The sequence below is a fragment of the Oceanobacillus sp. FSL K6-0127 genome (assembly GCF_037983385.1).
Classification (GTDB): Bacteria; Bacillota; Bacilli; order Bacillales; family Amphibacillaceae; genus Oceanobacillus; species Oceanobacillus profundus.
This window is the reverse complement of the sequence record NZ_CP150287.1, coordinates 386,357-401,676: the sequence shown is the minus strand read 5'-3', so window position 1 is coordinate 401,676 and position 15,320 is coordinate 386,357. Positions and strand designations below refer to the sequence as shown.

Here is a 15,320-nt window from a genome sequence, read left to right as displayed (position 1 = left end):
ACATGAATTCTTACAAGCTTTTAACGCCAGGCCCATTAACAACAACAGCTACAGTGAAAGAGGAAATGCTCTTTGATCGCTGTACATGGGATCAAGATTATAAGGACATTACCCAAAAAATAAGAACGCAGCTCCTTGACCTTGCAGGAGTGACAGTTGATGAATATACAACTGTATTAATGCAAGGAAGTGGTACATTCACAGTTGAATCGGTGATGATAACTTCATTGAAAAAGCAGGATAAAGCATTAATCATAACGAATGGTGCTTATGGAGAGCGTATTGTCAAAATAGCTGATTCTATTGGTCTGCAATACCAGCAATATAGCGTTGCATACAATGCATATCCAGATGAAGCTGAACTAAGATGTATTTTAGAAGAGGACCCACAGATTACACATATTGTCATGGTTCATTGTGAAACAACAACAGGAATACTAAATCCAATTGAGATGGTCTCTGATCTTGCTAAAGTATATGAGAAAACACTGATTATCGATGCGATGAGCAGTTTTGCTGGAGTGGAAATGGATGTCCGTGCTCTCGGTATTGATTATTTAATTAGCAGTGCGAATAAATGTATCCAAGGTGTTCCTGGGTTTGGCTTTGTCATTGCTAGGCTGGATAAGCTTAAAGCGTGTGAAGGAAATGCTCGTAGCTTATCACTAGATTTGTACGACCAATGGAAGGAAATGGACAAGGATGGAAAATGGCGTTACACATCTCCAACCCATGTTGTAGCTGCATTTTCTAAAGCAATTGATGAATTAATAGCAGAAGGAGGGATTCCGGCAAGATCTCATCGTTATCAGCATAATAATCAACTACTGCGGGAGAAATTAGCGAAGGTTGGATTCCAGACATATATAACAGATGAAAAGCAATCACCAATCATTACAACGTTTCTATTCCCGCATGACAGCTTTCGGTTTGAGGACTTTTATTTCTATGTGAAAGAGAGAGGATTTGTGCTTTATCCAGGAAAGCTGACAGAAGTCAATACATTCCGAATTGGGAACATTGGAGAAATCCATGAGGAAGATATCGAAACATTATGCAGTGTAATCGAAGAATATATGGGAGTGGTGGTAAAATGAAGAAGATTGAAGGCGTAATATTTGATTGGGCAGGAACAACAGTGGATTTCGGATGCTTTGCACCGGTAAATGCATTTGTAAATATTTTTAAAAACGCAGGAATAGACGTGACAATAGAAGAGGCAAGAGAACCAATGGGACTGCTAAAAATTGATCATATTCGTGCGATGCTGGAGATGCCGAGAATTTCTGGTTTATGGGAAACGAAATATGAAAGAGCATTTAATGAGCAAGATGTAGAGGACCTATTTAATGCGTTTGAATCATCTCTATTGGAAACATTAGCAACGTATACCGACCCGAAGCCAGAGGTTCTTGAGACTGTGGAAAGCTTAAAAAGCCAAGGGCTGAAAATTGGTTCCACTTCCGGCTACACGCAAAAAATGATGGATGTTGTTGTGCCAGAAGCAGCGAAAAAAGGCTATAGCCCAGATTTTTATATCACACCTGATGGAACAAATTCATTAGGAAGACCGTATCCTTATATGATATACCGAAACATGGAAGCATTAAAATTATCAGCAGCTCGGAACGTTGTAAAAGTAGGGGATACAATTCCCGATTTTGCAGAGGCGAACAGTGCAGGTGTTTGGGCTGTAGGTGTTATTATTGGCAGCTCTGAAATGGGTCTAAGCGAAGCTGAATTCGATGCGCTGTCTGAAGTGGAGCAAGAAGAAATTATAGCTAAAACAGAACAAACCTTTATACGAAATGGCGCAGATTATACAATCAAATCAATGGGCGAGCTGCCTGGGGTAATTGAGCAAATTAATCAGCTTATTTTAGAGTAAGCGGGTTTGGATTTGGGGTCAGTCCTTATCGTTTTTGGAGAGCGGTGGGGACTGGTCTTTTTTGTTTGGTGGTTTGAAAGGGACTTGGGTTTGAATAACCGGTATAAAAATGCTCTTACCATACATTATTTTTAAAAATATATAAGTATAATAGTTCGGTATTTGTGTTATGGAATTTAGGTGAAAACAAATAGTTACTATTTCCACTTGTTGAATTTAGGGATTTTTCACTAATGGTAAAGGAAAATTCTATTTACTAGATAGGTCAAAAGATATAAAATGTATTTTTAACCAATATTTTCTAGTAAGGGGAATGAATGTGAAGAAAGTAATGTACTTATTTGTAATTCTTTTTGTTGTAACTGCCTTTGATACTTCTGATATTTTGGCGCATCCTGGCAGGACTGATGGAAATGGTGGTCATACATGTAGAACGAACTGTGAAAAGTGGGGGTATGAATATGGGGAGTACCATTATCACAACGGAGGAGGAAGTTCTAGCTCATCAAGTTCTTCTAGTAGTGGTTCTTCAAGCTCTTCTAGTAATAGTAAACCATCACCTCCAAAGCCTAGTTATACTCAATCCGATGTGGATGAAGGAACAGAAGCTGGAAGGGAAAAAGGCTTTGAAGATGGATATGAAAGAAATGAAAAGAGTGGAAAGACAGATAAAGAAAATGAGGGATATAGAATCGGTTATGCTGCTGGTTATGACGCGGGATATGCAGAAGGTCTAAAAAAGATTAAAGAAGAAGAGACTGAAGAGGGGCAAAAGAAAGGACGAACTAAAGGAAAAGAGGCCGCTCGATCAGGTGAATCTGATGAAGTAAGTAATAATGAATCGAAATCAGATGATTGGAATACAGCTTATCAAGAGTCCTATAAAAAAGCTTATCAACGTGAAAAGCAAATCATAAGTGTAGAGGAGGATGGGTATCAATCTGGGTATACTTTAGATGAATTAGTTATTCCCAAGGAGATTGAAGAAGATGGAGAATTAAGTGAAATTTACAAATCCCATTATGAAAAAGGATATAAAGAACGTTCAGATGAAGAGGAAGAAAACCATTTTGAATTAGGATATAGTACAGGTTATGACTTTATTGATAAAGACACTGTTGAGATTAATAAACTTTTTATTACATCCTTTGAGCAAGGTTATGAAAATGGCTTGCAAACAATAAAAGAGGAGACTATAGAAAGTGGTTATTTATCAGCATTCAAGAGTATAGATTATGAGGTTCCAGAAGGAATTGAGCAAGCAGAATTATTGGAGTGGTATGAAGAGGGCTTCCATTCGAATGAAATCGCAAGTGAAATAAAAGTAAGAGCCTACGATAATGGTTATAAAAACAAAGAATACTTTATACCAGAGGAATTTGAAGTAAATGAAGACGCTACTGCTCTTTATGACAGTCTTTTTTATGAAGGACAAGAGATTAAGAAAGAAGAAAGTCAAAAGCAAATGTTAACGTTTGGTAGTATTGGTGCTGGTATTATTGCTTTATCTGGAGGAGGCTTTTATATCAATAAAAGGAGAAAGCACAGGAAGCCAGAGTAGTTCCGATTAAAAGTCAATATTGTATACCGTTAGACTAAATAAGCCAAGTTGTACGATGCGCTAATCATGGCCCTTGAGTTGGGTATATAAATTTACCCACCTTATCTTTCTATCGATTAAAATAGTAACAAATAAACTACATAAACATGCTAAGTTCAGCAGTAATCGAACTCAGCATGTTTATATTTTTACTCATACAATTTTTTATTCTCGGCAACCATGTCCCATTTACTTGGTGAGAAATCTTTATAGTAATTGGCCGTTTTATTTAAGCGGGACTGAAAGTACCTATTTAATTCAGGATCTACACAGAATATAAAACATCCTTTTTGACCGCGAGTCAATAGTGTACGATAAGTGTTTCGTATGATTTCGTCTGCAATAGCATGAGCTCTTTCAGGATTTTCCTTAGCTATTTTTTTAATTCCTCTTAATGATTGATCACTTTTAGCACGTTTATTATAGTCAGTAATTACTTGACCATTTCTATAAGTGATATCGGAACCAATAATAACGCCTACATAATCAAATTCTAAGCCTTGTGACGTGTGTATACAGCCAGCTTCGTTAACTGATTCTTGGTCAATCGCCCAAATGCTATCTGATAAGTTCCAACTAATTTCGAAGTCATGTTCAGGAATGATGATATCTTTAAAGTTTGTGTTTTTACGCTGTTTTGTCGGCCATTCCCAACAATATCCTGCTAGAATACGAGATTTGTTATTGGTTTGATTAAGCTTTTCGATCTCACGTAACATAGAATGTGGTTCATCATAGACACGAAAATCATATTCTATCCCATTATCATGTGCATTAGCTGTTTCACGAATTTGAAGAACATCATCGATCCATGCAATGTAAGCATCAGAACCGTCACATCGGAATTGAGAGGATAGCTTGCCTGTGATCAATTCAGCATCTAATTCTTCAGCAGCATATCTCTTAATTAAATCAATACTACCGATGTCCTTTAATGTAACCTTTTGTCTTTCGTCAATGAAAAAGATTGTAAATTTAGAGGCCTTTATTAGCTCTTTAATTTGATTTTCACCTTGATTTCCATAAAAACCGGACTTTTCATTTAAGCGATGAGCTTCATCTACAATGATGACATTGAACTCGTTTAATTCGGAAGTGGTGAAGCTTCCGGATCCTTTAAACAAGTTATCAATCTCAGTTTTCCTTATTGTCCCCTTTAATTTGGAAGCATAGACCTCTCTTGGAGCTGAATTTTTAGAGACATATAAAGCCATTAAACCCTCATTAATTACATTTACAAGTAAGTTAACAGCCATTACAGATTTACCTGTACCCGGTCCTCCCTCAATGATCATTACTTGTTTCTTTTTATTATTCACACTCTCTTTCGCTAATTGAAAAGCTTCTTCATAGAAGACCTTTTGCTCATCTATCATAATAAATTCTGTATTACCTTTTAACATACCACTTAAGGAATCCTGCAATGATTTTGATGGGCGTATTCTTCCGTGCTCAATTTCATATATTAATCGATTTCTGTCTCCTTTAATTACATATTTCTTAATAAAGTTACGTAGCTTTATAATTTCACCTTTTGTAAAAACTGGAGCTTTTGTTAAATGCTCTTTATAGTGGTTATCTGTTAAAGGGTCATTCTCGGTTTTTCTATAGTTATGTAAGTAAGCACATGGATTAAGCTCAATATGTTGATCTTGGACATTTTCGTTAAAGTCTCTTATTAAAGCAGCATAAGACCAGGCTTGATAAGAAGGATGGGTAACAGAACGCTTACCTCCTCCAACAAAAGTGCTGACAACAGCATCTTTACTTTCAATTAATTCTATTTCTGACCATTGTTTCAATTCCACGATGACAACGTGATCTTGGCTGCCGTCATTACCAGCTACAAGGAAGTCAACTCGTTTTGACGTATTAGGAATTTTAAATTCAATAGCGACAGAAGCATCAGAGGGAATTTCTGTATCCTGCATAACGTTACACATACGTTGAAGTGAGTTTTCCCATGAAGTAATTTCGCTTTTAGAGGTTCTTCCAATCTTTTCTTGATAAGATTGATATAACCTTTCAACTAATAGCTCATTTATAACATCGAATATAAACTCAGTCTTCGTTGCTTCGTAAATAATCATTTTTAACTGTCCCCTTAAATATGATAAGTAATTATTTTATTGGCAGATAAATAAATCTTACCATTAAATTTACAATTTGTTATTACAGAATTGGGATAATGTTTAACGAAGTTTATTCCAATATATTTATGTTATTCATATATTGAATTAAGCAATGGAGGCACTGACTTCTTTGATAGAATATGATTTGCCGTTATATATCAGGAAAAGTATATTAATGAATATAAAATAAAGGGACTAATTAAACTATCAACTATATTCACTCTATGACTAAAATCTAGATAATACGACATATAATTGCTAAAATATATACAGATATAATTCCTTGTCAATATAATAAAAGACTTTCATAAAAAAGGAGGGTTTATTTAATGTATCGAATCGAAGTAAGACATGAAGGGTTAAATAAATATAGGGAAATAAAAGGTAAGGACCCTCATGTAGTCCGACAAAAAGCAATTATGCAAGAGCTAGACTGGGAAGAAAAGTGGGAAAAGAAGCAAGAGATGGAAGCAAAAAAAGCTGCTCGGGAAAAATCAGCATTTGAGAAAGAGGAAAAAAAGAATTTAGCTATACAACTAACAGCAGAAGCTGTGGAACAGTTAAACATAATAGAAAGCACATTAGCTTTTACACTTAACGTTAACGATAAGATTAATTGGGAGGACTTAAAAGACTTCTCACAATTTGAAGTAATGAAGCCTGCGAAACCTGATGTAATAGAAGTTTCAAAGGAGCCGAATAAGAGTGACTTAGAATATCAACCCAAATTTAATATACTGGATAAGATGTTTGGTTCTTTAAAAGAGAAAAAAGCCGAAAGTGCAAATGAATTGTTTCAAATAAATTACGAAAAATGGGAAGAAGAGAAGAAAGAAAAAGAACTGAAAAATAAAGAATTACTAGAGAAATATGAAGCGCATTTAAATGAGTGGGAAAAGGAAAAGATAAAATTTCTGGCTCAACAAAAAGAGAAAAATGACGCTATCGATCTGGAAAAAGAGATGTATTTTAAAGAGGTTCCAGCGGCTATTGTTGATTATTGTGATATGGTGCTGTCGAATTCGGTTTACCCAGATACTTTTCCTCAGGAATTTGATATAGAATTTAATAATGAAACAAAAATATTAATTGTCGACTATGTATTGCCATCACCTGATGATATACCGAATTTAAAAGAAGTAAAATATATCCAATCAAGGGATGAATTTAAAGAAATGCACTTGTCTCAAGCTGCTTTTAATAAGATGTATGACGGTTTACTTTACCAAATAACACTTCGGTCGATTCATGAATTATACGAAGCAGATGAAATTAATGCTATAGAATCCATTGTGTTTAATGGTTGGGTAAGTTCAATTGATAAAGCAACTGGAAAAGAGGTTAATGCTTGTATTTTATCTGTACAAGCAACAAAGTCAGAATTTATGGAAATTAACTTATCAAAAATTGATCCTAAATTGTGCTTTAAAAATTTAAAGGGCGTCGGTAGTAGTAAATTATCTAGTCTTTCTCCTATAGCTCCTATCATTAAATTAGATCGCGATGATCCAAGATTCGTTTCTGCATATGATATTGCTGATACATTAGACGATACACAAAATTTAGCTGCAATGGATTGGCAGGATTTTGAGCAACTTATTCGGGAGCTTTTTGAAAAAGAATTTAACCAATCTGGTGGCGAGGTTAAAATAACAAGAGCAAGTAGGGATGGCGGTGTCGATGCAGTTGCATTTGACCCAGATCCAATTCGAGGAGGGAAAATCGTTATTCAAGCTAAAAGATATACGAATGTAGTTGGAGTTTCCGCTGTGAGGGATTTATATGGTACGGTTTTAAATGAAGGGGCAACAAAGGGAATTCTAGTCTCGACGGCAGATTATGGACCGGATGCCTATGAATTTTCTAAAGGGAAGCCTCTAACTTTATTAAACGGGAATAACCTCTTGCATTTATTACAAAGACATGGTCATAAAGCTAAAATTGATTTGAAAGAAGCTAAGAGAATTCTTAGTGATAATTAATAGAAGGCTATAATAAATGGAGGTTAGTGAACAAATTAAGTTCTAAAAATCAATAATCTAAGATTAACTTTTTGAATTAATTTTAAGGTTGGAATAACAGAGATAAAACAGGGGGATAAGTAGGATCAGTCCCCTTTTGTGTTATAAAGTTAGCGTAGAAGGGCACTGAAATTTTTGCTTTTAACATGCTATACTTTGAATGAATTTCTAAATGTGTTAGGGGTGTAAGCTTGCTAGAAGGTGCGCTATTAGATTTCTTGAAAATTTTATATCAAATAAAAGCGATTCCAAGTGACCCAACAAGTTTGATTAGAAATGAAGAATCAGTTGGATTGTATGTCCAAACAAACGTATCGAGAGAAAAAGGCGGAGCAAAGGAAACTAGTCAGTTAATCAAATATGATTCTGTACGACCAGAGATCTCCAAACTATTAGATAGAAAGATAGTACACAAAGAAGAAATTGATGACGAAGAAAAGGCAAGTTACATACTATCAATCCTAACGAATCTTCCATTTGCTAGGGGGAGCACAGAACATGGACAAGATTCCGTGCAGAATATTAAGTACAAGACTGATCAGTTACCAGAAATGAACTTAAGTGGAACAATACAATTTTTGGATGAAATTATCTCAGGAACTTATCATCCAAAAAAGATATCTTCAACTATCCAAGAAGAGGGAATGAGACGTACAAAGCTAAGAGCAAGACAAGGGTTGCGGCTTCTGGGATTTTTAGATGATCAGTTTGAAAAAAACGATTCACTAATCAACGAATATCAAACCACAATTAATAAAACGGATTTTTTACAACGACGGATTCTAACAAGCCCCTACTTGTCTATGATTTATACATTGCTAAAAGGTTTAAATACGTATTCTAAGAATGAGAAGATAAATATTTTGAAAAGCTTAGGTATGAAAATTGTTCAAAATTCTAGAGGGGACAACCTGATGCTTGAGTCAGTTGCAGATTATCGTACAAGGAATATAGTATCGTGGTTAAAAGGTGTTAAGTTAGTGGATGAGGAGTTGAATCCAGTATGGCAGAAGAAATAAGACCGTTGCTCCAACAGGTTATGAATGAATATTTAATGGCGAAACGTGATCCGATTGCAGGTCATATGATGGGATCCCTCGTTCGAAACTCTCTCGTCTCTGCGTTTGGTCGTTTAAATTTTATTCCAAATGATAGATACGAGATTAAGGGTTCTGTCGGGCAAGGTAATTGGGCTGCTGTACCTTGGTTGGCCATAATGAATAAAGATATAACAACCTCCACACAGAGGGGGTATTATATTGTGTATTTGTTTAGTGAAGATATGGAGCGACTATATTTAACATTGGCCCAAGGAGTAACAGAGTCTTCTAGAAATGAAATGGCCAGGATTAATGAAGAAATTCGCAGCAATCTAAACATAGATCCAGATATCTCAACGGATAATGGGATTGAACTTGGTAGTAGTACATTAGCAAAGAAATATGAATTATCAGCAGCTGCATACATTCTATATGAGAAGGAACTACCATCAGAGGAAACTTTACAGCACGACCTAGAAAGAATGATCAATTACTACGAGCAATACATAGCTTTGAGTCTAGGGAAAATAGAAATAACAGAAGAGGAAGAAACAGGCAAATCCTTATCGTTAAAAGATACTGTAGATCATGCCTATCAATATATTAAAGGAAAAGGATTTTATTTTGAAGAAACAGAAGTAATTAACCTTATCCTATCCTTAAAAACAAAGCCATTTGTGATTCTATCAGGGATTTCCGGAACTGGAAAAACGAAAATCGTACAATGGTTTGCAGAATCCATTGGTGCAACGGAGGATAACAATCAATTTACGCTCATTCCCGTGCGGCCAGATTGGAATGATGGATCTGACTTATTAGGTTATACGGATATAAAAGGGGATTTCAAAGAAGGGCCCCTAGCGAAAGTGATAATGCGTGCATTTAACAATCCGAACAAGCCTTATATTGTGTTACTCGATGAAATGAATTTAGCCCGTGTGGAATATTACTTTAGTGATATTTTAAGTGTGATGGAGAGTCGCACATGGAAGGGTGGAGGAATTACCACATCTAACCTATTAACAGAGGAAATAGCAGGAGTGAATTTACCACTTCCTTCAAATGTCTATATAGTTGGAACAGTAAATATGGATGAAACAACTCATCCTTTCAGTAAAAAGGTGTTAGATAGAGCGAATACTATAGAATTTGATCGTATTCAGCTTGGGCATTTAGACTTTTTATATGAAGAAGTACAGAAGAAAGATCCAGTAAAATTAAACCAAGAAGTACTAGAAGCAAACTATCTACATTTAAAGGATGTTTTCGCCGAGTACCCAGATCTTGTAAGACGTGTAACAGAAGAATTAGTAAAAATTAATGATGTACTGCAACTAATTCATGCTCAAGTTGGATATCGTGTGAGAGACGAGATTTGTATGTACCTTGCTTATAACCAGCAGGAAGCATTGATGGATTTTAACCAAGCATTTGATCATTGTCTTTTGCAGAAGATCCTACCAAGAATCGTTGGAAGTGATAGTAGAGTTAGTGAGGTCTTGAATAGGTTGCTTGAAATCTGCGCATTTGAAATTCCCGAAGATGTAGATTCAACAGTAGATTTAACTTATGTAAAATATCCAAGTAGTACGGAAAAATTATTAGAAATGAGGAGGAGGCTAGTAGATGGCTTCACTTCATTCTGGATCAGTTAAAACTGATGTAGAATTACTTTATATTGAAACGGATGATATGACAGTAGTAATTAAGGGAAAGCCATATCATGAAAAATTTGAAGGGTTAGCGCAATATAGAAATCTTGATCTTCATGATTCAATGAGGCTAATCGTTCATGGAGAAGGCATCCGAACTGTTCAAGTATTTGATATAAATAATAATCAGTTACAAGAAAAGTATAGCCACAGACCAATTTTTTTTGAAAATGGTGTGTACCAATTAATCGTGTCACCAAAAGGAGCGAAAGATTTATACTTTTATCATGAACATCAAGGGTTAAGAAATGCAGTGGATAAAGTAAACATAGGTGATAGCTATGTTTTAATGGGAAATTTGCAATTTCGAAATGAAGTAGGACTCTCTACATTTGAGATTAGGTGTACCAATAACAAATTATTAACCGTAACAATTGAAGTGTTTCCAACAAAATTAGATTATCAAAAAGATTATCAAAAGCTGTTAGAGGAAGTGAACGATGAGATCTATAATTTAGCTTATCATTTCATTAAGAAAACCTATCTTAGTGCAAAGGCTAAGTTAGAAGGGACTCCTTCCAGGAGTGAGTTTCTTCGATTGATAGAGTCTCACTTTGATAAACTCTTCCAAGCTATTCACCAAATTGAAAGGCAGCCACATCATAAGCTTACGACTACTCATACTAGAGTAAGAGGTGATCAGTTAGGTAGGCAGGATCAAAAAGCTCGTCATTATTTAAAGAAGAGGCCTCATCTTTTTGTAGGAGTCAAAGATGGTATATCGATAGGTGCCAAAAGTGTTATGCCAACAAGTGGGCTAAATATAAAGAAGGAGTTAACGTACGATACCCACGAAAATCGGTTTATTAAATGGATGATGAATCGTTTAATAGAGAAGCTTGAAGACTTAATAGAAACATTACAAAACAGCCGATATGATGCTACACCTGATGTGGAGATAATTAATTCTCTAAGTCAGATGAAGTTGAAACTGATAGGAAAGATAAATAACCAATCTTGGCGTAACATTGGAAAGTTAGATCGCTCTGTCATGAGTTTAGTTCTACAAATGGAACCTGGCTATAGAGATGCATTCCAGATATATTTGCTAGTTTCAAGAGGTTTAGCTTTACAAGGAAATATCTATAAAATGTCGGTTAAGGATGTCGCAACGTTATACGAATATTGGACATACCTTAAACTAGGACAAATCTTAGGAAAAAAATATGAGATGGTTGATCAAGATATTGTTAAAGTGAATCGGGGAGGCTTGTTTGTCAATTTACAGCCCAATGCTACGGCTAAACGTGTTTATCGTCATCCTCAAACAAAAGAAAAGATTACACTCATCTATCAAAAAAGGGAACGAAAACTACCAACCATTACACAAGTTCCAGATACGATGTTAAGCATTGAGAAAAAGGGAAAAGACTATGAATACCAATATGTCTTTGATGCTAAATACCGCATTGACTTCGCTTTAGCTGGTACAACTTATGGCCGGAATTACCATGGAATACCAGGTCCAATGGAAGAGGATATCAACACAATGCATCGATACCGTGATTCCATTGTTGTGAACGAAAAAGGCCCTTTTGAAAGAAAAGCTTTTGGCGCGTATGTATTGTTTCCATGGGATAATGAGGAGATATATCAAGAACACAAACTATATAAAAGCATCGAGGAAGTAAACATTGGTGGTTTACCATTTCTACCAAATGCAACGAGTATAGTAGAGCAATTTGTAGAGCGATTAATTGATAAAAGCCCGGAGGAAATTCAACAAGAAGGTATACTACCAAGAGGAACGTTGAGTGAATGGGAATCTACTATTGAAGAAAAAGTGCTTGTGGTTAAGGTATCTAATGAAACGGAATATAAATCTGCTTTGCATGACCGGACCTTTAAAATATCAGCGAATCGTCTAAACAAAAACTGGCAAGAAGCAAAATATATAGCGTTATATACAACAAGAGAAGTAGCGGAGAACAACGGTGTTACGTACTATGCTGAAATTAAAGAAGTTCGGATTGTAGGAGATGAAGTTTGGTATGTCGTTGATAAATGGAATGTTCTCTCAGATAATATTAAACCAGTTGGTTATGGGATTTCAAACTATGTTATAACCGGATTAAATAATTTATTAGAAGCGAAGGAACTACCTGAGCTGTTCATGAGGTCAAAGGACGAACGAACTCTATGGAGGATACTAGCGAGGTTTTCTGATAGGGTGAAATATGTGCTTGATGATTATAGTCTAGATGTTGCCAAGAGTGTGGAAAGTTTTAGTATAAAAGATATGAAATTATTTTTGAGAAAAGATTATATTATGGTGGAGGATCGACTTGGTAAGGAGCATAGGATTCCGTTGAACACTCTAAGAGATAATCCATCTGAAGTGTTCAAGAAATTAGCTGTATTTATGGAGGTTAGATAATTGTAGGACACTGAATGACCCGGGATACTCATATTGTGTTCCTATTGGAGTTTGGTCTCAACCCTAACCACAGGTATCAAACCGCCATATGAGATATAGACTAAATAAAAACAGCATTGACCTGCCAATGCTGTTTTTGTCTCTTAACTTATTACAGTTAGGAGAAATATAATTTAATTGCTTTGGGAAACATAAACTGGGATAAGGAATTTATTTATTCTAAAATGTTTCTGATTAGTAATAATTACACATAATTCCTCGTCTCTTTTTTCTACATTTCCTACACCGTCAAACATTATTTCATGGCCTTTATCAAGGTTGTTTTTCACTACTCTTAGCATTTGTTCTATATTTGTTGAAGAATTGGCAAAAAACTCTTCCTCAAAGTACAAATATGTTTCTTTAGCATTATTTTTTAATAAAAATTTAGCTCGATTTTTTTCAACCCATATGGAAACGACTTTTTCATGAAGAGCCACAGCCGTATTTAAATCATTTTCACTTAAAAATAAAATACTATGTCTTTTTCTAATACTTGGAGATCTTTGACCGTCTCCTACTTTTTCGATGTTATTGTCAGTAGTTGGTCGAACGTTTTCTACATCATTGGAATTTTGAGAGGTATTCACTGTGTTACTCTTATTCTTCTTCCTTGATCTTTGTTTCTTTAGTCTAGCTTCTTTTTCTTCCGGCGTTTCTTCAACAGATCTGATTAAACCTTTAAGGACATTGTTAATATGGTTATCAGATAAGCCGACTGAGTTAGTGGCTATATTTTTTTGTTTTCTTTTTATTGGATCCCTTTCAAAATAATCATCACATTCTGGGGTATGATTATTTTTGGGCCATGTTTTAAAGTGTTCTCTTCTCTTTCCACTTGGAACATATTCAATTTTGGCTGTACAACCTTCGAAAGCACAGTATAGATTTTTTTTAACTGTTTCAAAATCTCCCCTCAATGCTAGCTCAGCCAACTCAATCTCTTCTGAAATACTTCTCTTATCATCTTTGTATAACGCTAATTCTATTGCCATTAACTCCCTCCTTGTAATACTATATGTCTAGTAGTTTGGTCGATAGCAAAACTAATTACCTATTTAATTTAATTTTATTATATTTTCAGATTTAATTCAATGAAATTTATCTTTATGTAAATTTCCACTTATTTTAAGATTAATTCACTTATACCAACCAAATCCTGAAGGTGGCTCATTTAAATTCAATATTCATCAGCCTCAATCAGCAAAAGCCCTACAGCAAAGGAGCATCCAAATCTAAAATGCTCCTCTCATTAAACTCCCTATAATTCATTACCAGCCCTCGAAATCAACATGCTATCAAAAACCCCTCTCCCTATACCCAGAAGGAGAATACCCCGTCACTTTCTTAAACACCCTTCCAAAATACGAAGCATCTTTATACCCAACAATCCAAGCAATCTCATCAACAGGCAGGCTTTCTGTTCTTAATAAATGCTTCGCTTGATTAATCCGAAGTTCTTGCTGATATTCCGTAATCGTCATCCCCGTTTCTTTTTTAAACGTTCTTGATAAATTTCCTGGGTGCGTATGAAACAATGCAGCTAATTCGGTTTTACCAATGTGCTGATCATAATAGCTCATTAAATGCTCGATTACCTTTTGTATCATCTGGGAATAATGTTGTAGCGAGTTTGACTTTACTAAGTCACAGTATTCTCGAATCATATCATCCTGAATGCTGCGTAACACGGCGATATTTTCGCCATTTTCAATCTCAAAGGAAAATCGTTCAGAGATACGATGGATTAATATCGCTGGTACATTGCTGTTTCTCGCGGCACTGCGCAATAAGGTATTCAAAACGATGTTTAAATTTTTTACTCGGCGGAGGGGCTGATTGGGAAACCGCTCGGAAAAAGAGAATAGCGTATTATCTGAACTGATTAGTTTTAATGCCTCTTCTTTATTCCCTTTTTCAACTGCATGCATAAAGTCTTTTTCAATACGGTACCTCCGTGTCACGAGATCAGCCTCATCATCCACTTTAGCATCCCTATCTTTGTTTCTTCCTTTCTTTTCCTTGGAGTAAATCAACAAAGGGTTTGTTTCCGCTTCCTTCATCGCTTCAAACTGTTGAAGCACTGCCTCATAACTGCTTATTTGCTCAGTGGTGACAACGTTTACCTTTTCGAGAATACTTCTCAAATCAGCGCTTTCTTGCATGGTGAGATTGTATTGCAGTACTAACCCGTATACATCCGGAATGACTTCAAAATATGGTCCAATGATAACAGCGTAAAAGTCTCCCTCTTCCAAAAAAGAATAACCTAAATAGGATAGTCCCCAAGGATTAATATAGGTATAGATTTGATTTGTTTCTTTCATTTTACGAGAAAGCTCCAGGACATCCTTTTGCTTAGCTCCCGGCATGTATGCAGGTATGGAGACCTTTTCATCGTGATAAATGAAATCTTCATTCTTACCGACTACATATGTATTTAATTGCGTAAGATGCGAAATTTTTATTGCGGTAGAAACGATTTTTGAGTACACCATTATTTTTCCTCTC

General features: G+C 35.4%; 8 protein-coding genes and 1 pseudogene. 6 read left to right on the top strand and 3 right to left on the bottom strand.

Annotation, left to right across the window (positions count from 1 at the left end):
• Positions 1–2: 2 nt before the first annotated feature.
• The 3 genes from MHH64_RS01870 (at position 3) to MHH64_RS01860 (ending at position 3,449) form a co-directional block, all read left to right on the top strand.
• Positions 3–1,097, top strand: coding sequence for a 2-aminoethylphosphonate--pyruvate transaminase (locus tag MHH64_RS01870; protein WP_340002580.1), 1,095 nt, complete (start codon positions 3–5; stop codon positions 1,095–1,097).
• Positions 1,094–1,888 (top strand): phosphonoacetaldehyde hydrolase, encoded by a 795-nt coding sequence (gene phnX / locus MHH64_RS01865; RefSeq protein WP_340002579.1) that lies wholly within the window; start codon positions 1,094–1,096, stop codon positions 1,886–1,888. Before MHH64_RS01870 ends, phnX begins: the two co-directional genes overlap by 4 nt.
• Before the next feature lie 319 nt (positions 1,889–2,207).
• Positions 2,208–3,449 carry a YHYH domain-containing protein gene (locus MHH64_RS01860; protein WP_340002578.1) on the top strand — a complete coding sequence of 414 codons (1,242 nt, stop codon included), beginning with the start codon at positions 2,208–2,210 and terminating at the stop codon, positions 3,447–3,449.
• A gap of 188 nt (positions 3,450–3,637) precedes the next feature.
• On the opposite strand, the gene MHH64_RS01855 is transcribed toward MHH64_RS01860, so the two are convergent.
• Positions 3,638–5,578, bottom strand: coding sequence for a DUF2075 domain-containing protein (locus MHH64_RS01855; RefSeq protein ID WP_340002577.1), 1,941 nt, complete (start codon positions 5,576–5,578; stop codon positions 3,638–3,640).
• Between the two features lie 506 nt (positions 5,579–6,084).
• Between MHH64_RS01855 and MHH64_RS01850 the strand changes: the two genes are divergently transcribed.
• From MHH64_RS01850 to MHH64_RS01840, 3 genes and pseudogenes are all read left to right on the top strand, one after another.
• A complete protein-coding gene (locus MHH64_RS01850) occupies positions 6,085–7,602 on the top strand; it encodes a restriction endonuclease (protein ID WP_340002576.1) in 1,518 nt (505 codons plus the stop codon).
• A 230-nt stretch (positions 7,603–7,832) separates the two neighbouring features.
• Positions 7,833–10,336, top strand: a pseudogene (locus MHH64_RS01845) (DUF3578 domain-containing protein).
• Positions 10,308–12,770 carry a restriction endonuclease-like protein gene (locus MHH64_RS01840; RefSeq protein ID WP_340002575.1) on the top strand — a complete coding sequence of 821 codons (2,463 nt, stop codon included), beginning with the start codon at positions 10,308–10,310 and terminating at the stop codon, positions 12,768–12,770. The pseudogene MHH64_RS01845 and the gene MHH64_RS01840 overlap by 29 nt, the downstream one beginning before the upstream one ends.
• A 173-nt stretch (positions 12,771–12,943) precedes the next feature.
• Here the strand turns inward: MHH64_RS01840 and MHH64_RS01835 are convergent, their stop codons facing one another.
• Together MHH64_RS01835 and MHH64_RS01830 are read right to left on the bottom strand one after the other, a co-directional pair.
• Positions 12,944–13,804 carry a hypothetical protein gene (locus tag MHH64_RS01835; RefSeq protein WP_340002574.1) on the bottom strand — a complete coding sequence of 287 codons (861 nt, stop codon included), beginning with the start codon at positions 13,802–13,804 and terminating at the stop codon, positions 12,944–12,946.
• 303 nt (positions 13,805–14,107) lie between these two features.
• Positions 14,108–15,307 (bottom strand): AraC family transcriptional regulator, encoded by a 1,200-nt coding sequence (locus MHH64_RS01830; RefSeq protein ID WP_340002573.1) that lies wholly within the window; start codon positions 15,305–15,307, stop codon positions 14,108–14,110.
• Positions 15,308–15,320: the final 13 nt, after the last annotated feature.